Annotated in this window: 19 protein-coding genes and 2 tRNA genes; 9 read left to right on the top strand and 12 right to left on the bottom strand. The window is 64.3% G+C overall.

All coding sequences use genetic code 11. The annotated features are described in order from the left end of the window. From CA2_RS04650 to CA2_RS04640, 3 genes are all read right to left on the bottom strand, one after another. Positions 1-835 (bottom strand): HD-GYP domain-containing protein (locus CA2_RS04650; RefSeq protein ID WP_042413149.1); only part of this gene is annotated, 835 nt, incomplete at its 3' end. Between the two features lie 3 nt (positions 836-838). Further along, the gene (locus CA2_RS04645; RefSeq protein ID WP_042413146.1) at positions 839-1,489 is read right to left on the bottom strand and encodes a retropepsin-like aspartic protease family protein; all 651 of its coding nucleotides are present in this window, start codon (positions 1,487-1,489) and stop codon (positions 839-841) included. A gap of 50 nt (positions 1,490-1,539) precedes the next feature. Continuing rightward, a complete protein-coding gene (locus CA2_RS04640) occupies positions 1,540-2,025 on the bottom strand; it encodes a YajQ family cyclic di-GMP-binding protein (protein ID WP_042413144.1) in 486 nt (161 codons plus the stop codon). A gap of 86 nt (positions 2,026-2,111) precedes the next feature. Between CA2_RS04640 and murB the strand changes: the two genes are divergently transcribed. Further along, the gene (murB, locus tag CA2_RS04635) at positions 2,112-3,191 is read left to right on the top strand and encodes a UDP-N-acetylmuramate dehydrogenase (RefSeq protein ID WP_042413141.1); all 1,080 of its coding nucleotides are present in this window, start codon (positions 2,112-2,114) and stop codon (positions 3,189-3,191) included. A 91-nt stretch (positions 3,192-3,282) separates the two neighbouring features. Here the strand turns inward: murB and CA2_RS04630 are convergent, their stop codons facing one another. From CA2_RS04630 to CA2_RS04590, 9 genes are all read right to left on the bottom strand, one after another. Further along, a complete protein-coding gene (locus CA2_RS04630) occupies positions 3,283-3,525 on the bottom strand; it encodes a hypothetical protein (RefSeq protein ID WP_042413139.1) in 243 nt (80 codons plus the stop codon). Positions 3,526-3,684: 159 nt separating this feature from the next. Then, the gene (locus CA2_RS04625; RefSeq protein WP_042413137.1) at positions 3,685-4,461 is read right to left on the bottom strand and encodes an ABC transporter ATP-binding protein; all 777 of its coding nucleotides are present in this window, start codon (positions 4,459-4,461) and stop codon (positions 3,685-3,687) included. A 21-nt stretch (positions 4,462-4,482) separates the two neighbouring features. Next, positions 4,483-5,196 carry an ABC transporter permease gene (locus CA2_RS04620; protein ID WP_042413135.1) on the bottom strand — a complete coding sequence of 238 codons (714 nt, stop codon included), beginning with the start codon at positions 5,194-5,196 and terminating at the stop codon, positions 4,483-4,485. After that, the gene (locus CA2_RS04615) at positions 5,193-5,879 is read right to left on the bottom strand and encodes an ABC transporter permease (protein ID WP_042413133.1); all 687 of its coding nucleotides are present in this window, start codon (positions 5,877-5,879) and stop codon (positions 5,193-5,195) included. The genes CA2_RS04620 and CA2_RS04615 overlap by 4 nt, the downstream gene beginning before the upstream one ends. Before the next feature lie 76 nt (positions 5,880-5,955). Then, the gene (locus tag CA2_RS04610; RefSeq protein ID WP_042413131.1) at positions 5,956-6,720 is read right to left on the bottom strand and encodes a transporter substrate-binding domain-containing protein; all 765 of its coding nucleotides are present in this window, start codon (positions 6,718-6,720) and stop codon (positions 5,956-5,958) included. 229 nt (positions 6,721-6,949) lie between these two features. Continuing rightward, positions 6,950-8,287: an argininosuccinate synthase gene (argG, locus tag CA2_RS04605; RefSeq protein WP_042413130.1), complete on the bottom strand. Its 1,338-nt coding sequence runs from the start codon at positions 8,285-8,287 to the stop codon at positions 6,950-6,952. 94 nt (positions 8,288-8,381) lie between these two features. After that, entirely contained in the window at positions 8,382-8,699 is a 318-nt protein-coding gene (gene ppnP / locus CA2_RS04600) for a pyrimidine/purine nucleoside phosphorylase (RefSeq protein ID WP_042413154.1), read from the bottom strand. A 123-nt stretch (positions 8,700-8,822) separates the two neighbouring features. Then, on the bottom strand, positions 8,823-9,539 hold the full coding sequence (locus CA2_RS04595; RefSeq protein WP_052369827.1) for a glycine zipper 2TM domain-containing protein: 717 nt from the start codon (positions 9,537-9,539) through the stop codon (positions 8,823-8,825). Positions 9,540-9,652: 113 nt separating this feature from the next. After that, positions 9,653-10,021 carry an arsenate reductase gene (locus CA2_RS04590; protein ID WP_042413150.1) on the bottom strand — a complete coding sequence of 123 codons (369 nt, stop codon included), beginning with the start codon at positions 10,019-10,021 and terminating at the stop codon, positions 9,653-9,655. 47 nt (positions 10,022-10,068) lie between these two features. Here CA2_RS04590 and folC point away from each other — a divergent pair, with 47 nt between their 5' ends. The 8 genes from folC to CA2_RS04550 all read left to right on the top strand — a co-directional run bounded on the left by folC (position 10,069) and on the right by CA2_RS04550 (position 17,454). After that, a complete protein-coding gene (gene folC, locus CA2_RS04585) occupies positions 10,069-11,394 on the top strand; it encodes a bifunctional tetrahydrofolate synthase/dihydrofolate synthase (RefSeq protein WP_042413128.1) in 1,326 nt (441 codons plus the stop codon). 23 nt (positions 11,395-11,417) lie between these two features. Then, positions 11,418-12,272 carry an SPOR domain-containing protein gene (locus CA2_RS04580; RefSeq protein ID WP_042413125.1) on the top strand — a complete coding sequence of 285 codons (855 nt, stop codon included), beginning with the start codon at positions 11,418-11,420 and terminating at the stop codon, positions 12,270-12,272. A 37-nt stretch (positions 12,273-12,309) separates the two neighbouring features. Next, positions 12,310-12,801 (top strand): CvpA family protein, encoded by a 492-nt coding sequence (locus CA2_RS04575; RefSeq protein WP_042413124.1) that lies wholly within the window; start codon positions 12,310-12,312, stop codon positions 12,799-12,801. 83 nt (positions 12,802-12,884) lie between these two features. Beyond that, positions 12,885-14,393 (top strand): amidophosphoribosyltransferase, encoded by a 1,509-nt coding sequence (gene purF / locus CA2_RS04570; RefSeq protein WP_042413122.1) that lies wholly within the window; start codon positions 12,885-12,887, stop codon positions 14,391-14,393. A 190-nt stretch (positions 14,394-14,583) separates the two neighbouring features. Beyond that, positions 14,584-15,798: an O-succinylhomoserine sulfhydrylase gene (locus tag CA2_RS04565; RefSeq protein ID WP_156105959.1), complete on the top strand. Its 1,215-nt coding sequence runs from the start codon at positions 14,584-14,586 to the stop codon at positions 15,796-15,798. After that, positions 15,795-17,201, top strand: a complete 1,407-nt coding sequence (gene gltX / locus CA2_RS04560) for a glutamate--tRNA ligase (protein WP_042413117.1) — start codon at positions 15,795-15,797, stop codon at positions 17,199-17,201. Before CA2_RS04565 ends, gltX begins: the two co-directional genes overlap by 4 nt. Before the next feature lie 60 nt (positions 17,202-17,261). Further along, positions 17,262-17,337 (top strand) — tRNA-Ala (locus tag CA2_RS04555). A 41-nt stretch (positions 17,338-17,378) separates the two neighbouring features. Next, a tRNA-Glu gene (locus CA2_RS04550) sits at positions 17,379-17,454 on the top strand. Positions 17,455-17,486: the final 32 nt, after the last annotated feature.

Below are 17,486 nucleotides of genomic sequence, written 5' to 3'. Positions count from 1 at the left end.
CTAAGGGCTGGCCCACTTGCGGGGTGCGGCGCAGCACCACGGCGGTCTCCCCCGTGGACAGGGCCACGTAGACGCCCGGCGGGAACAGGCCCACGCTGCGGATCAGCGCCTCCCCGGCCTGCTCGTACAGCTTGGACTGCGGGCCGGTTACGGCCTGCACCGATTCGGCCACGCTGCGGCCTGCGCGGTTGCGGCGCGGGCTGATCATGGCCGCATAGCGGTCGCAGGTGGCCAGGATGCGGGCCAGCCGCTCGGCCGGCGGTTGCTGCTCCAGCGGTTCCCGGGCGCTGGTGTTGATGTGGTGCAGGCCGACCACATCCAGCCACAGCGGATCGGCCACGCCCAGCTCCTCCAGCAGGCGGCGCCCCTCGCTGGGGTGCAGGCGGATGGATTCCTGCTGGGCCACGCTGGGCCGCTCGCGCTGCAGGGCCAGTTGGTCCTGCAGTGCGGTCATGCCGACGTTCATGGTGAAGGCCGCCTGCACCAGGGCGTTGCGCTCGTGCGGCGGCAGTTGGAACTCGTGCGCCAGGATGTGGCCCAGGGTGGCGCAGACCAGGGCGTGCGATGCGCTGTAGCCGACGGTGGAGCTGCCAGCCAGCTGGAACATCAGGTACAGCGCGCTGTCGCTGTCGTGGGCGATCAGCTCCTGCAGCCAGGTGTCGAGCTGGGCGATCTTGTGCGGCAACTGCTGGATCAGCGCCGGGCGCGCCAGCAGCAGGCCCAGCGCCGCTTCGAGGTCGGACCACAGGCCCAGCAGGTCCTGGTAGGGGGCTTCGTCCTCCACCCGGCTGTTCAGCGGCAGGGGGGAGGGCACAAAGGGTGGCACGGTGGGCATGGCTCAGCGTTGCTCCAGCACCATTTCATTGCCCTGGCGCGTCATGTGCAGCTGGGACAGAAAGCTGTTGCCCAGCAGCACGAACGGCATGGGCTGGGGGCTGACCACGGCATCCACGCCGTAGACGGTGATGTCGCCCACGCGCACGGTGTCCAGGCGGATGTGCCAGCCCTGGGTGTTGCCGTTGGCGGTGCGGACCATGACCGGGCGGCCTTTTTCGAAGTTCAGCCCCAGGCGTTCCGCATCGGCCTGGCCAATGCCGATGGCGGTGGCCCCGGTGTCCACCATGTACTGCATGGGCTTGTTGTTGATGAAGCCGCTGTCGCGGAAGTGGCCGCGGCTGTCGGCGCGCAGCACGACCTTGCGGTTGCCGGTGGGCAGGCCCTGGCCCACGCTGACCGGGGAGGCGCCCAGGTGCAGGGTCTGGCGCTGGCCCTGCACTTCCACCACGGCGCTGTCGCTGTGCACCTGTACCACGCGCACACCCTGCAGGCTGTCATTTGGCCCCAGGGCCTTGGGCGGGGCGCCGTTGATGATGAGCAGTGCCTTGCTGCCCATCACCCCGGTCAGGGCCACGGACTGCGCATGACCCACCAGGGTCTGGGGGGCCGCCAGCAAGGCCAGGGCCGTGGGCAGAAAGCGAAGGGTCAGCATAGTGATCGGTCAGACTGCGCAGAAGGAGCCCCAGTCTAACGGAGCACCGCTCAGTCGCGGAAGTTGTTAAAAGACAGCGGATGATCGGCCAGGTCCTTGCGGATCAGGGCCATGGCGGCTTGCAGGTCGTCGCGCTTCGCGCCGGTGACGCGCACGGCATCGCCCTGGATGGCGGCCTGCACCTTCAGCTTGCTTTCCTTGATGAGTTTTTGCAGCTTCTTGGCCAGTTCGGCCTCGATGCCGTTCTTGATCTTCACGGTCTGCTTGACCTTGTCGCCGCCCATCTTCTGGCTGGGCTGCATGTCCATGAAGCGCACGTCCACGTTGCGCTTGGTCAGCTTGTTGCGCAGGATGTCCTCGACCTGCTGCAGCTGGAAGTCGGCATCGCCGAACAGGGTGATTTCCTTGTCCTTGAGTTCGATGCCGGCCGAGGTGCCCTTGAAGTCGAAGCGGGTGCCAATTTCCTTGGCGGTGTTGTCGACGGCGTTCTTGACTTCGACGAAATCGGCTTCCAGCACGGTGTCAAACGATGGCATGGCGTATCTTTCTAAAACGGGGTGTTGGCAAAGCACTTGCAGTGCCCGGCAGGCAGGTGCGGGGGCACAGTGCGACAATCTCGGGGATGTTAGTCGAGAAAAATACCCCCCTGCAGGACTGCAACACCTTCGGCATCGTGGCCAGCGCGGACACCCTGGTGCGCATTCGCAGCACCGCGGATGTGCTGGAGTTCGTGCGCAGCGACCTCTACCGTGGCCGCAAGGTCTTCGTCCTGGGTGGGGGCAGCAATATTGTCCTGACCGGGGATGTGGTGGACGCCGTGGTGCTGAAGATGGAGGTGCCTGGCATCGCTTTGGTTGCGGAGACCGACAGCCACTGGATCATCGAGGCCGGCGCCGGTGTGCGCTGGCACGACCTGGTGGCGTGGACCATTGCCCACGGCTATCCCGGGCTGGAAAATCTGGCCCTGGTGCCCGGCACGGTGGGCGCTGCACCGGTGCAGAACATCGGCGCCTACGGGGTGGAGCTGCAGGATCGCTTTCACGAGCTGGACGCCGTGGACCTGGTGCAGGCCCAGACCTTCACCTTGAATGCGGCGCAGTGCGCCTTTGGCTACCGCGATTCCATCTTCAAGCACCTGCCAGCCGCGCCGGCGGGCACGCCGGTGGCCAAGGCCCAGGGGCTGGGGCTGGCCGGGCGCGCCGTGATCACGGCGGTGCGCTTTGCCCTGTCCAAGCACTGGAAGCCCGAGCTGGGCTATCTGGACCTCCAGCGCAAGCAGGCGGAAGAAGGGGTGGAGCACCCCAGTGCCCAGCAGATCTTCGACTGGGTGTGTGCCATCCGCCGCGCCAAGCTGCCGGACCCGGCCGTGGTCGGCAACGCCGGCAGCTTCTTCAAGAACCCCACGGTCACGGAAGACCAGTGCCGAGACATCATTGCGCGCGAACCCAAGATCGTGCACTACCCCATGCCCGACGGCAGCATCAAGCTGGCCGCTGGCTGGATGATCGATGCCTGTGGCTGGAAGGGCAAGGCCGTGGGCAACGCCGGGGTGTACGATAAGCAGGCGCTGGTGCTGGTGAACCGCGGCACCGGGGCCACCAGCGTCACCGGCGGGGAGGTCATGACCCTGGCACGCGCCATCCAGACCAGCGTCTACGAGCGTTTTGGCATCCGCCTGGAGGCCGAGCCCGTGGTGGTGTGAGGGCGGCTGTCTGCGCCCACAAAAAAAGCGCTGCAGATGCAGCGCTTTTTTTTTATGGGTGCCTCTTGTCAGTGGGCACAGGGCCTGTGCTTCAGGCCAGCGATTTTTGCTTCATCCACTCGCAGGCCTGTTGCGCGGCATAGGCGATGGCCCGGTCTGCCGACTGGAACAGGGGGGTGAAGGTGAAAAAACGCTGGGTGCGGCTGGTGCCCTCCCCACTGTCCACCGTCAATTGGGCATGAAAGCGACCATCGGCTTCCGGCAGGGCCTTGGGCTCGAAGGTGAAGCGGTCAATCGTGATGGTGTGCGAGGGGTGTGTTGGAATGTTCGACATTTTGTCTCTCCCTTCTTGGTGTCATATCCATACGCATATGCGTCTGTACATGATAGGGATAGAGCGTGACAAGCAAAAAATGTTCCCCGTTTTTGTGTGGTACATCAAAAACCGGGGGAAGCCTGTATGCCATCGCGTCGCACAGGCTATACCTGCCGGCTACTTCAAGCTGCCCGAGAGGAACTTCGCCAGGCGCTCGCTCTGCGGGTTGCTGAGCACGCTGCGCGGGTCACCCTGTTCTTCGATCAGTCCCTGGTGCAGGAAGACCACGTGGTTGGAGACCTCGCGGGCAAAACCGATTTCATGGGTCACCACCACCATGGTGCGGCCTTCCTGGGCCAGCACCTGCATCACCCGCAGCACCTCGCCCACCAGTTCGGGGTCGAGCGCGCTGGTGGGTTCGTCGAACAGCATCACCTCGGGCTCGACCGCCAGGGCGCGGGCGATCGCCACGCGCTGCTGCTGGCCGCCGCTCATGTGGTTGGGCCAGGTGTCCTCGCGGTTTTCCAGGCCTACCAGCTTCAGGTACTTGCGGGCGCGTTCCACGGCTTCGTCCTTGGAAATGCCGAGCACGTGCACCGGGGCCTCGATGATGTTCTGCAGCACGGTCTTGTGCGCCCACAGGTTGAAGTGCTGGAACACCATGGCCAGCTTGGTGCGCATCATCTGCAGCTGCTTGGGGTTGACGGGCTCCAGCTCGCCGTTGCGGCCGGGCTTGAGCTGCAGCTCCTCGCCGGCGACCACGATCCGGCCCTGCTGGGGCTTTTCCAGCAGGTTGATGCAGCGCAGCAGCGTGGATTTGCCCGAGCCGGAGCTGCCGATCAGGCTGATGACGTCACCGGCCTTGGCCGTCAGCGTCACGCCCTTGAGCACATGGTTGCTGCCATAGCTCTTGTGGATACCTTCGGCTTGAAGTTTGTATGCAGTGGATGTCATGGGTGCAAAGCGTGTGCGTTGTCAGTGCGTGCGGGGCGCGAGGTAGGCAAGAAAGCGCTTTTCCAGCAGGCGGAAGAAGCCGATCAGCGCAAACGTCACGCACAGGTAGATGGCGGCGGCGGCCAGGTAGGCTTCGAACGGCAGGTAGTAGTCGGAGTAGATGCGGCTGGCTACGGCGGTCACATCGGTCAGCGCCGGCACCACGCTGGCCAGGCTGGTGGAGTGCAGCATCATCACGGCCTCGTTGCAGTAAGGCGGCAGCGTGCGGCGCAGGGCGCTGGGCAGCACGATGCGGTGCATGATCTGCCAGCGGCTCATGCCCATGGCGCGCGCGGCCTCGACCTCGCCGGGATTGGTTTCGCGGATGGCGCCTGCCAGCATCTCGGCCGTGTAGCCGGCCGTGTTCAGTGCGAACGCCAGCAGGGCGCAGAAGAATGGCTCCTTGAAGTGCGTCCATGGCCAGACATCGTCCCAGCGTGTCTGGATCCATTCGAGCTGCGCCAGCCCGTAGTAGATCAGGTAGACCTGGATCAGCAGGGGCGTGCCGCGCACAAAGTAGGTGAAGGCGCCCACCAGCTTTTCCAGCACCAGGTTGCCGCTGGTCAGCGCCAGGGCGCCCAGCAGGGCCAGCACGCAGCCAATGCCCAGGCTGGACAGCAGCAGCCACAGCGTGGTCAGCAGGCCCTGGCCGTACATCGCCAGGTGCTCGGGTTGGAAGATGATGTCCCAGCTCATAACTGCACCTTTTCCGTGCCCAGGCTGTAGCGGGCATTCAGGCGCTTGAGTACCCACAGCGAGATGCTGGTGAAGACGAGGTATAGACCGGCCGCAAACAGCAGGAAGACAAAGGGTTCGCGCGTTGCAGCGCTGGCTTGTTTGGCCAGGTAGGTCATGTCGTGCAGTCCGATCAGGCTGACCAGGGCCGTGGCCTTGATCAGGACCAGCCAGTTGTTGGTGAAGCCGGGCAGGGCGTAGCGCACCATCTGTGGCAGCGTGATGCGCACAAAGGTCTGCAGCGGCGTCATGCCAAATGCCCAGGCGGCCTCCATCTGGCCGCGGGGGATCGACAGGATGGCGCCGCGGAAGGTTTCGGTCATGTAGGCACCGTAGATGAAGCCCAGGGTGGCCACGCCGGCGACGAAGGGGTTCAGGTCCAGGGTGAAGTCCGAGCCGATGGATTCAAAGAAGCTGTTGATGCCGATCGCGGCGCCGTAAAAAATCAGCAGCATCAGCACCAGTTCCGGGATGCCGCGCACCACGGTGGTGTAGACCGTCGAAATCCAGACCAGGGGCTTCTTGCCGGACAGCTTGGCCGTGGCGCCCAGCAGTCCCAGCACGGTCGAGACGGCCAGAGATGCCAGGGACACGGCCACGGTGAGCAGGGCCCCTTGCAGGATGGATAGGTAGTAATCGCTCATGCGTGCGGACGCTTTTCCTAAACAACACTGCCCGCCGCCGGCATGGCCGGACAGCGGGTAGTGGCAGCTTCAACGCTTAGTTGCCGTAGGGGTCGAAGTCGAAGTACTTCTTGGCAATGGCGTTGTAGGTGCCATTGCTGCGGATCGTCTTGATGGCCGCATTGATCTGCTCCTTCAGGTCCTTCTGGCCCTTGCGCATGCCAATGCCGATGCCGTCGCCATAGTACTTGGTTTCGTACTGGTCATGGCCGACGTAGCCGTAGTCCTTGCCCTCGGGCTTGCGCAGGAAACCACCATGCACTTCCACCTTGTCGGCCACGGTGCCGTCAAGGCGGCCTGCGTTGATGTCCAGGTAGACCTGGTCCTGGGCTTCGTAAGGCACCACGGTCACGCCGGCGGGCTTGAGTTCACCCATGGCCCACTTTTCCTGGGTGCTACCCTTGAGCACGCCGATGCGCTTGCCCTTGAGGGAGGCGGGGCCGGTGTAGGGCGTGCCCTTCTTCACCACGATGGCGCTGGGGGTCTTGTAGTAGCGGTCGGAGAAGTCGATCACGCGCTTGCGCTCTTCCGTGATGGACAGCGAGCTGACGATCACGTCGTACTTGCGGGCCTGCAGGCCGGGGATCATGCTGTCCCAGACTTGTTCGACGAACACGCAGTTGCGCTTGAGTTCGGCGCAGATGGCGTTGGCCACGTCCACATCAAAGCCCGTGGGTTTGCCGTCGGGGGTCTTGTAGGTGAACGGTTCGTAGGTCGGGTCGATGGCGACCTTCAGGTCGGCGGCCTGCGCCACCGTCGCACATGCGGCCAGCAAGGCCAAGCCCAGAAACTTCTTTGCCATACCAGTCTTCCTTGTCTGTGAGGGATAAGTGCTTGGTCATTGCACGATGCATGCCAAGGTGCAGAGCATTTTAGGAGGCGCGATTGCCCGCAATCCGGAGTTTCTTTGCGAATGTTGCGGGTTTGCGGCAGATATGTGACGCTGTGCCAGGCATTCAGGCACAAAAAAGCCGCTGGTAACAGCGGCTTGGCGGGGACTTGGCGCGAACGCCAAGCCGATGCTAGGGCAATTACTGCTTGTCGTTGCCCAGTTGGGGTAGGGCGTTGGCGCTGCTCACGCTCAGCAGGCCGGCCTTGGAGTAGATGGCCAGCTTCTCGCGGGTGTCGATCAGGTCCAGGTTACGCATGGTCAGCTGGCCGATGCGGTCTGTGGGGCTGAACGGTGCGTCCTCGACCTTTTCCATCGACAGACGCTCGGGCGCGTAGGTCAGGTTGGGCGATTCGGTGTTCAGGATGGAGTAGTCGTTGCCGCGGCGCAGCTCCAGCGTCACGGTGCCGGTCACGGCGCGGGCCACCCAGCGCTGCGAGGCTTCGCGCAGCATGATGGCCTGGGGGTCGAACCAGCGGCCCTGGTACAGCAGGCGGCCCAGCTTCAGGCCGTTGATGCGGTACTGCTCGATGGTGTCTTCGTTGTGGATGCCGGTCACCAGGCGTTCGTAGGCGATGTGCAGCAGGGCCATGCCGGGGGCTTCGTAGATGCCGCGGCTCTTGGCTTCGATGATGCGGTTCTCGATCTGGTCGCTCATGCCCAGGCCGTGGCGGCCGCCGATGCGGTTCAGTTCCAGGAACATGGCCACGGGGTCGGCGATTTCCTTACCGTTGACGGCCACGGGGCGGCCTTCGTCGAAGGTGATCGAGACTTCCTCGGCCTTGACTTCCACCTCAGGCTTCCAGAAGGCCACGCCCATGATGGGGTTGACGATGCGGATGCCGCTGTTCAGGTGCTCCAGGTCCTTGGCCTCGTGGGTGGCGCCCAGCATGTTGGAGTCGGTGGAGTAGGCCTTCTCGGCCGACATCTTGTAGCCGAAGCCTTCCTTGGTCATGAAGGCCGACATTTCGGCGCGGCCGCCCAGCTCGTCGATGAAGGTGTTGTCCAGCCAGGGCTTGTAGATCTTCAGTGCCGGGTTGGTCAGCAGGCCATAGCGGTAGAAGCGCTCAATGTCGTTGCCCTTGAAGGTCGAGCCGTCGCCCCAGATGTGGACGTCGTCTTCCTTCATGGCGGCCACCAGCATGGTGCCGGTCACGGCGCGGCCCAGGGGGGTGGTGTTGAAGTAGGTGATGCCGCCGGTGGAGATGTGGAAGGCGCCGGCCTGGATGGCGGCAATGCCTTCGTTGGCCAGCTGGGGGCGGCAGTCGATCAGGCGGGCCTTTTCTGCGCCGTATTCCATCGCCTTGCGGGGAATTTCGTCGTAGTCGGCTTCGTCGGGCTGGCCCAGGTTGGCGGTGTAGGCGTAGGGCAGGGCACCCTTGTTCTTCATCCAGCGCAGGGCGGCGGAGGTGTCCAGGCCGCCGGAGAAGGCGATGCCGACCTTTTGGCCGACGGGTACGGATTGCAGAATGGTTTCCATGAGATTCTCTCTAAATGAATAGCTGCCAGCGCTTGATGAATAAGGGCCAGGGGCTAAAAAGGCTTGAAATTCAGATCGGCCGGACGCCCAAGGCTCAGGCGTAGTGGCAGATGTAGTGGTAAGCCTCGGTCACGCGGATGTCGAACTTGGAGTTCGCGGGAATGTGGAAGCTCTCGCCGGCCGAGGATTGCTTCCACTCGTCGCTGCCGTCGAGCTTGTATTCGCAGGCGCCGCCCACGCATTCCATGATTTCTGCCGCCGCCGTGCCAAAGGTCAATGTGGCAGGCAGCACCACGCCCACCGACTTCTTGGTGCCATCGGCCAGGGTGAAGCTGTGGCTGACGCACTTGCCGTCAAAGTAAACATTGGCTTTGGTGGTCAGGGTGACGCCAGAAAATTGCTCGGTGGTCATGGGAAATGCGCAGTCGCGGAAGTTGGGATCGAAGCCGGGCATTTTAGGCCAGCTGTGGGGCGCTTGGGGTTTTGGCGCCCGCCTGCAAACAAGCCCCTGGATCAGGGGCTTGGTGTGCATGCCTCAGCGCCAGTAGTAGGGCGGAGGCGGTGGTGGGCGGTGTCCGTGCGGCGGGCGCTGCGGGTAGCCGCCGATGTCCACGATGACCGGGATCGCTGGTGGCGGCGAGCTGTAGGTGATGCTTTCCGTCACCACGCCGCCCGCCGGTGCGGACTGGTAGGTACCACTGGGTCCCACAAACTGCGCAGCGGCGCCAGGGTTGCTGCTGTAACGGCCCTCGGGCTGCACGCTGATGGGCATCCAGGGGCCGGGGTCGTGGTCCAGTCGCGTGGTGTAGCGGCGGCCCGCATATTCATAGGTGACGTCGTAGCCCAGGGTGCGGTTTTGATACACCGTCTCGTTGGTGCAGCGGCGCACGGTCTGGTAGTCGGGCGGGCTGTTGGCGCTTTCCAACTGGTGACCGATCAGGCCGCCGGCTATCGCGCCCACGGCCGTGGTGGCGCCCCGGTTGGAGCCCTGGTAGTGGCCGCGCGGGCCGTAGCGATCCCCGTGGCCCAGGGCATTGCCTGCCACGCCGCCGACGATGGCGCCCACCACGGCACCCGTGCCGGTGGTGCGGGCGCCGCTGTAGACCTGGGTATCTTCGCAAAACTGCTGGGGAATGCCGACCTGCTGGACGACGGGCACGGCAGACAGCACACGGGCGCGCTCTTGGGCCATGACGCCGCCGCAGGCCAGGCCGGCCGCCGCTGTGCAGATGAACCAATGTTTGAGTGCCATAACTTGCTCCTTGCGATACCCGCCACCGGTGGTGGTGCGCTGGCTGCAGTGTAGGCCTGGCGGGTGAATGCCTGCTCGCGGGGCGGTCAATGCCGCCTCTGGCGCTGGGCTGCTTACAGGCCCAGTGCGGTGGCCCAGGCGTCGGCCTGAAAACCGACGGTGATGCGCCCATCTGCCCATTCAACGACCGGGCGCTTGATCACGCTGACATGGGCCTGCAGCACCGCTGCGGCAGAGATCTCGTCGATCACGCTGGTCTGGACGGCCGGATCCAGCTTGCGCCAGGTGGTGCCTTGGCGGTTGGTCAGCTTCTCCCAGCCGACGGCCTGCATCCACGGCAGCAGCCGGTCGGCCGGCACGCCCTGCTTCTTGAAGTCGTGGAAGGCATGTTCCAGGCCGTGTGCGTTCAGCCAGGCACGCGCTTTTTTCACAGTGTCACAGTTCGGGATGCCGTAAACACGAATAATCTTGGTGGTACTCATGGTGTAGATGATGCTGCAAGCCTGGGTGCGCGACAATCATGCCCCGTATGCACAGCACTTTCTCCACCCTTCCCGAATGGCTTGCGCACTGCGAGCACATCCATCCGCAAACCATCTCCATGGGCCTTGAGCGTGTGCGCGAAGTGGCCCAGCGCATGCAGCTGAAGTTTGACTGCCCCGTGATCACCGTGGCGGGCACCAATGGCAAGGGTTCGACCTGCGCCATGCTGGAGGCCGTGGCACTGCAATCGGGCTACAAGCCCGGGGTCTACACCTCGCCGCACCTGGTGCATTTTGAAGAGCGCTGCCGGATTCACGGAGAGATCGCCAAGGCGCAGGATTTCCTGCCGCACTTCGAGGCGGTCGAGGCCGCCCGCCTGCAAGGCGAAGCAGTGCTGCTGACGTATTTCGAGTTCACCACCCTGGCCATCCTGCGCATGCTGAGCACGGCCAAGCTGGACGTGGCGATCCTGGAGGTGGGTCTGGGTGGCCGCCTGGATGCCACCAACATCATCGACACCGATTGCGCCATCATCACCAGCGTGGACATCGACCACACGGCCTTGCTGGGCAACGACCGCGAGACCATCGGCCGCGAGAAGGCGGGGATCATGCGCGCGGGCCGCCCGGTGATCGTCAGCGACCCGGTGCCTCCGCAAAGCGTGATCGACTACGCCGCCGAAATCGGCGCCGACCTGTGGCGCTTTGGCAAGGACTTCAACTACGAGGGCGACAAGCAGCAGTGGGGCTGGGCCGGTCGTGGTCGGCGCTATGCCGGCCTGTCCTATCCCGCACTGCGCGGTGCCAACCAGCTGATGAATGCCTCGGGTGTGCTGGCCGCCTACGAGGCCTTGCGCGACCGCGTGCCCGTGACGGCGCAGGCCGTGCGCACGGGGCTGGCCATGGTGGAGCTGCCCGGGCGCTTCCAGATCATCCCGGGCCAGCCCACGCTGGTGCTGGATGTGGCGCACAACCCCCACTCGGTGGCGGCCCTGACCGCCAACCTGGATGCCATGGGCTATTACCCGACGACGCATGCCGTGTTTGGCGCCATGGCCGACAAGGATCTGGCGCCCATGCTTCTGAAGGTGGGGCCGTTGATCGACCGCTGGTATTTCACCGACCTGCCGACGGAGCGCGCCGAAAGCGCTGTGCACCTGCAGCAGAAGTGGAACGCCCTGCAGATGGTGGCGGGCGGCACACGCCGCGAGGTGCCGACCAGCTTGTATACCAGCCCGCAGGCGGCATTGACCGCCGCCGTACAGGCCGCGGACCCGGCTGATAGAATTGTGGTCTTTGGCTCGTTCTACACGGTCGGTGAGGTTTTGAAAGATGGGCCACCTCGCCTGCATGCCAAACATTTGGGCGAATAAGGTCCGCTACGCGACGCATCTTCATGGCACTTTTCAAATTCCGTTGGCCTGGTCAGAAAGACGAACGCGAGCAGGCGCCCATGCGGCGGTCCCGCGCAGCGCAGGCTGAAAGTGTGGACGACATGCGCCGCCGTGCGCGCCACCGCCTGATTGGTGCGGCGGTGCTGGTGGTGCTGGGGGTCATCGGATTTCCCCTGCTGTTCGACACCCAGCCGCGCCCCATTCCCGTGGACGTGCCGATCGAGATTCCCGACCGCAACCAGGTGGCGCCGCTGATGGTGCCTGGCAGCCAGGCGCAAACGGATGCCAAGACGCCCGTGGCCCAGGCACCCGTGCAAGGCAATGCGCTGAGCGAGGGCGAGGAACTGGTGGTCAACGAGCCCGCACCGCTGGCCATGCCCAAGCCACCCGAGCCACCACGTCTGGCCCCTGTGCCCGAGCCTTTGGCCAAGCCCAAATCTGAACACAAGCCCGAGCCCAAGCCAGAACCGAAACCTGAGCCCAAGCCCGAGCCCAAGCCCACCCCCAAACCTGAGCCGGAGCCCAAGCCCGCGCCCAAACCGGCGACGAGCGAGGCCGAGCGTGCCCGTGCGCTGCTGGAGGGCCGCAGCCCTGTGGCCGAGGCGCCCAAGGCCGATGCGGCCAAGCAGGGGCGCTTCATCGTTCAGGTCGGGGCCTTTGCCGATGTGGCCAAAGCCAACGAGGTGCGCAGCAAGCTGGAGCGCTCGGGGCTGAAGACCTACACCCAGACGGTGGACACCAAGGATGGCAAGCGCACCCGCGTGCGGGTGGGGCCTTACGAGCAGCGTGGAGACGCCGACAAGGCCGCCGCGCGCATCAAGGGCCTGGGCCTGGCGGCTTCGGTGCTGACCTTGTGATGCCGGCCATCACGCACACGCGGAGCTGATCAGGCGGATGGCTGTTCTGGACGGAGTGTTGCTGGGCATCCTGCTGGTGTCCATGCTGCTGGGCGCCTGGCGGGGCCTGGTGTTTGAGCTGTTTTCCCTGGTCGGCTGGGTGGCGGGCTTTTTCATCGCCCGGCTGTTTGCCCCCGACGTGGCAGCCTGGCTGCCACTCGAGAGCTGGGACGACACGGTGCGCTATGGCGTGGGCTTTGTGCTGACGTTCGTGGTGGCGGTGTTTGCCTGGGGGCTGCTGAGTGCGCTGGCCAAGAAATTGATCGAGGTGGCCGGCCTGCGTCCGGTGGACCGCACCCTGGGGGCGGTGTTCGGGCTGCTGCGTGCGGTGGTGCTGATCCTGGTGCTGGCGGTGGTGGTGGTGTCCACCTCGCTGCGCACCCAGGACTGGTGGACGCAGTCGGTGGCCGCGCCCTGGTTGGGCGATGCGGTTGCCAGCATCCTGCCGGCGCTCGATCTGCAGTGGGACCACCTGCTGCCGGGAACGTGAATGAGTGAGGGTGGCGCCAATCGCGGCGTCCACCTGCAAGCAAAGACCGCGGGAGCAATCCCGCAGATAGATGGAACGCGACTATGTGTGGAATCGTTGGTGTAGTCAGCACCGCGCCTGTGAATCAACTGATCTATGACGCCTTGCTGCTGTTGCAGCACCGCGGCCAGGATGCTGCCGGTATCGTCACCCAGCAAGAACGCAAGTTCTTCATGCACAAGGCCAAGGGCATGGTGCGCGACGTGTTTCGCACGCGCAATATGCGGGCGCTGCCCGGCAATGTGGGGCTGGGCCAGGTGCGTTACCCCACCGCGGGCAATGCGGCCAGCGAGGAAGAGGCCCAGCCGTTTTACGTGAATGCGCCCTTTGGCATCGTGATGGTGCATAACGGCAACCTGACGAACGCCAAGCAACTGCGCCAGGAACTGGCTGAGACCGACCACCGCCACACCAACACCGAGAGCGACTCCGAAGTGCTGCTCAACGTGTTGGCGCACGAAATCGGCCGTGCCACCAGTGGCGCGCCGCTGACGCCCGACGAGGTGTTCAAGGCCGTGCGTGCCGTGCACCAGCGCATCAAGGGCTCGTACGCCGTGATCGCGCTGATTGCTGGCTACGGCCTGCTGGCCTTCCGCGACCCCTTTGGTATCCGCCCGCTGTGCCTGGGCAAGTCGGCGGATGGCACCTACCTGCTGGCCAGCGAATCGGTGGCGCTGGAAGGCACGCTGCACCAGTTCGAGCGCGACATTGCGCCCGGCGAGGCGGTGTTCATCACCAACGACGGCCAGCTGCACACCGAGCAGTGCGCGGCCAAGAGCGAGCTGCACCCCTGCGTGTTCGAGTACGTCTACCTGGCGCGTCCGGACTCGACCATGGACGGCATCTCGGTCTACCAGGCCCGCCTGAACATGGGTGAGACCTTGGCCAAGCGCGTGATCTCCACCGTGCCGCCCAGCGAGATCGACGCCATCATCCCGATCCCCGAATCCAGCCGCCCCAGCGCCATGCAACTGGCGCAGCTGCTGGGCATTCCCTACCGCGAAGGCTTCGTCAAGAACCGCTACGTGGGCCGCACCTTCATCATGCCGGGCCAGGGCGCACGCAAGAAGTCGGTGCGCCAGAAGCTCAATGCCATCGGCAGCGAGTTCAAGGGTCGCAACGTGCTGCTGGTGGATGATTCCATCGTGCGCGGCACGACCTCCAAGGAAATCGTGCAGATGGCACGCGATGCCGGCGCCAACAAGGTGTACCTGGCTTCGGCCGCGCCGCCCGTGCGCTACCCCAACGTCTACGGCATCGACATGCCCACCAAGTCCGAGCTGGTGGCCCATGGCCGCACGGTGGAAGAGATCCGCCAGGTCATCGGCTGCGACGCGCTGATCTACCAGGACGTGGAAGCGATGAAGCAGGCTGTGGGCAAGATCAACCCGGCGGTCAAGGGCTTTGAGGCGTCGTGCTTTGACGGCGTGTATGTGACGGGCGACATCTCGGAAGCCGAGGTGACCGCGCTGAACGAAGGCCGCAACGCCGGTGCCCAGGAAGAATCCGAAGACACCTCGCGCCTGTCGCTGCCTAACGCCCAGGAGCAGTAAGCAAATACCCGGGCGTGATAAGTCCGGGTGCACAATAAAAAGAGGAGCTGCTGGCGCAGGTTTTGCAAGCATTTCAAATGATTTCACATCTGAAATGCTTGTTTGATCAGCGCAAGCTGCTCCTTTTTTCGAATAAAGCGCAGCATGCGGCATGGACCTGCCGCCACGACAAGAACAAGGAATCGTCACCGTGAACCACCAAACACTTCCCGAGGGCCTGCATCCCGACACATTGGCGGTGCGCGAGGCGCTGCCCCGCAGCCAGTGGGGCGAGCACTGCGAGGCGCTGTACATGACCAGCAGCTTCGTGCAGCCCGATTGTGAAACCGCGGCCCGCCGCTTTGCCGCCCAGGAAGACGGCTTTACCTACAGCCGCACCAGCAACCCCACGGTGACCAGCTTTGAAAAGCGCCTGGCCGCGATGGAGGGTACGGAATGCGCCGTGGCCACCAGCACCGGCATGTCGGCCATCCTGCTGGTGGCGCTGACCACGCTGAAGGCGGGCGACCATGTGATCTGCTCGCGCTCGATGTTCGGCTCCACCATCAAGCTGCTGGGCACGGAAATGGCGCGTTTCGGCGTCGAGACCAGCTTTGTCGCGCAGACCGATGTGGCCGCGTGGCAGGCCGCCATTCGGCCCAACACCCGCTTGTTCTTCGCCGAAACCCCAACCAATCCGCTGACCGACCTGTGCGACATCGCCGCGCTGGCGCAGCTGGCGCATGCCAATGGGGCGCTGCTGGCGGTGGACAACAGCTTTGCCACGCCCATCCTGCAGCAACCCGCCAAGCTGGGTGCCGACATCGTTGTGCACGCAGGCACTAAGTTCCTGGACGGCCAAGGGCGCACCATGGTCGGGGCGGTGTGTGGTTCGGTGGCGCTGGTGGACAAGGTGATGGGCACCTTCCTGCGCAGCGGCGGGCTGAATGCCGCGCCGTACAACGCCTGGACCGTGATGAAGGGGCTGGAAACCCTGTCCCTGCGCGTCAAGGCGCAAAGCGCCGCCGCGCTGGAGCTGGCCACCTGGCTCGAGGCCCATCCCCAGGTGGCGCGGGTGTACTACCCGGGGCTGCAAAGCCATCCCCAGCACGCCCTGGCCATGCGCCAGCAAAATGGCCTCGGTGGCGCCGTGCTGTCGTTTGACGTGCACGGGCAGGGCGCCGAGGCCTTGCGCAAGAACGCCTTCCATGTGGTCGACCATACCCAGGTGTGTAGCATTACGGCCAACCTGGGCGACGTGAAGACCACCATCACCCATCCGGCCAGCACCTCGCACGGCCGCCTGACCGAAAAGCAGCGCCAGGCTGCCGGCATCGGCCAGGGTCTCATTCGCATTTCCGTGGGCCTGGAGCACCTGGACGACCTCAAGGCCGACCTGTCCCGCGGACTGGATACCTACCAATGACACAAAAAATACGTACCCGTTTTGCCCCTTCGCCCACCGGTTTCATCCACCTGGGAAACATCCGCTCGGCCCTGTACCCCTGGGCCTTCGCGCGCGCCAATGGTGGTGACTTCATCCTGCGCATCGAGGACACCGACCTGGAGCGCTCGACCCAGGCGTCCGTGGATGTGATCCTGGAAGGTATGCAGTGGCTGGAGCTGACCCACGATGAGGGGCCGTTCTACCAGATGCAACGCATGGACCGCTACAAGGAAGTGCTGGCACAGCTGCAGGCCGCCGGCCACGTCTATCCCTGCTACATGAGCATGGAAGAGCTGGACGCCCTGCGCGAAAAGCAGATGGCCGCCAAGGAAAAGCCCCGTTACGACGGCACCTGGCGCCCCGAACCCGGCAAGGTGCTGCCCCCCATCCCCGATGGCGTGAAGCCCGTGCTGCGTTTCAAGACGCCGCAGGGCGGCGTTGTGGCCTGGGAGGACAAGTGCAAGGGGCGCATCGAGTTCCAGAACAGCGAACTCGATGATCTGGTGATTGCCCGCCCCGACGGCACGCCCACGTACAACTTCTGCGTCTGTGTGGACGACATGGACATGCGCATCACCCACGTGATCCGCGGCGACGACCACGTCAACAACACCCCGCGCCAGATCCACATCTTCGAAGCCCTGGGTGCGACCGTGCCCGTGTTCGCCCACCTGCCCACCGTGCTGAACGAGCAGGGCGAGAAGATGAGCAAGCGCAACGGCGCCAAGCCCGTGACGCAGTACCGCGACGAAGGCTACCTGCCCGATGCCATGGTCAACTACCTGGCCCGCCTGGGCTGGAGCCACGGCGACGACGAGATCTTCTCCCGCCAGCAGTTCCTGGAATGGTTCAACCTGGACCATCTGGGGCGCAGCGCCGGCCAGTTCGACGAAGCCAAGCTGCGCTGGGTGAATGCCCAGCACCTGAAGACCATGGACGACACGGCGCTTTCAGCCAAGGTCAAGCCTTTTGTAATTCAAGCCGGTGTGTCGGAGGCGGTGCTCGATGCCGACGATCGCCTGGTGCGCATCGCTGCCTTGTTCAAGGACCGCTGCGAGACCCTGGTGGACCTGGCCCACTGGGCCAAGGTCTTCTATGTGGACGCCGTCGACCGCAATGCTGAGGATTACGCCAAGCACGTGACTGAAGCGGCGGTGCCGGTGCTCGATGCTTTCGCGGCAGCCATGGAAACCGTGGACTGGAACAAGGACGCGATTGCGGCTGCGATCAAGGACGTGCTCAAGGCCCAGGGGGTGAAAATGCCCGTATTGGCCATGCCGGTGCGCGTGTTGACCGTGGGTACGGCCCACACACCCTCGGTGGATGCGGTGCTGGAATTGCTGGGTCGCGAAAAAATTCTTTCGCGTTTGAAAAACCGCTAAAAACCTGTCTATAATTCGAGGCTCTGCACAACGCGACATATTAATGTTGTGTTGTCAAGAGGGGGTATAGCTCAGCTGGGAGAGCGCTTGCATGGCATGCAAGAGGTCATCGGTTCGATCCCGTTTACCTCCACCAAATTTTGACGGCTGGCTGCAAAGCCAGAAGTTCTAGGAATTGACCCTATCGTCTAGAGGCCTAGGACATCACCCTTTCACGGTGAGTACCGGGGTTCGAATCCCCGTAGGGTCGCCAAGTTTGAAGCGCTGGTAGCTATCCAAAAAATA

The sequence above is a fragment of the Comamonas aquatica NBRC 14918 genome (genome assembly GCF_000739875.1).
GTDB classification, from domain to species: Bacteria; Pseudomonadota; Gammaproteobacteria; order Burkholderiales; family Burkholderiaceae_C; genus Comamonas; species Comamonas aquatica.
This window is presented reverse-complemented; position numbering and strand designations above follow the sequence as displayed.

Coding starts and splice junctions, on each gene's coding strand:
- folC (WP_042413128.1), top strand. CDS start 10,069: ATGCACAGCACTTTCTCCACCCTTCCCGAATGGCTTGCGCACTGCGAG.
- murB (WP_042413141.1), top strand. CDS start 2,112: ATGTTAGTCGAGAAAAATACCCCCCTGCAGGACTGCAACACCTTCGGC.
- CA2_RS04615 (WP_042413133.1), bottom strand. CDS start 5,879: ATGAGCGATTACTACCTATCCATCCTGCAAGGGGCCCTGCTCACCGTG.
- CA2_RS04610 (WP_042413131.1), bottom strand. CDS start 6,720: ATGGCAAAGAAGTTTCTGGGCTTGGCCTTGCTGGCCGCATGTGCGACG.
- CA2_RS04620 (WP_042413135.1), bottom strand. CDS start 5,196: ATGAGCTGGGACATCATCTTCCAACCCGAGCACCTGGCGATGTACGGC.
- CA2_RS04625 (WP_042413137.1), bottom strand. CDS start 4,461: ATGACATCCACTGCATACAAACTTCAAGCCGAAGGTATCCACAAGAGC.
- CA2_RS04580 (WP_042413125.1), top strand. CDS start 11,418: ATGGCACTTTTCAAATTCCGTTGGCCTGGTCAGAAAGACGAACGCGAG.
- CA2_RS04645 (WP_042413146.1), bottom strand. CDS start 1,489: ATGCTGACCCTTCGCTTTCTGCCCACGGCCCTGGCCTTGCTGGCGGCC.
- CA2_RS04575 (WP_042413124.1), top strand. CDS start 12,310: ATGGCTGTTCTGGACGGAGTGTTGCTGGGCATCCTGCTGGTGTCCATG.
- purF (WP_042413122.1), top strand. CDS start 12,885: ATGTGTGGAATCGTTGGTGTAGTCAGCACCGCGCCTGTGAATCAACTG.
- CA2_RS04595 (WP_052369827.1), bottom strand. CDS start 9,539: ATGGCACTCAAACATTGGTTCATCTGCACAGCGGCGGCCGGCCTGGCC.
- argG (WP_042413130.1), bottom strand. CDS start 8,287: ATGGAAACCATTCTGCAATCCGTACCCGTCGGCCAAAAGGTCGGCATC.
- CA2_RS04590 (WP_042413150.1), bottom strand. CDS start 10,021: ATGAGTACCACCAAGATTATTCGTGTTTACGGCATCCCGAACTGTGAC.
- ppnP (WP_042413154.1), bottom strand. CDS start 8,699: ATGACCACCGAGCAATTTTCTGGCGTCACCCTGACCACCAAAGCCAAT.
- gltX (WP_042413117.1), top strand. CDS start 15,795: ATGACACAAAAAATACGTACCCGTTTTGCCCCTTCGCCCACCGGTTTC.
- CA2_RS04640 (WP_042413144.1), bottom strand. CDS start 2,025: ATGCCATCGTTTGACACCGTGCTGGAAGCCGATTTCGTCGAAGTCAAG.
- CA2_RS04630 (WP_042413139.1), bottom strand. CDS start 3,525: ATGTCGAACATTCCAACACACCCCTCGCACACCATCACGATTGACCGC.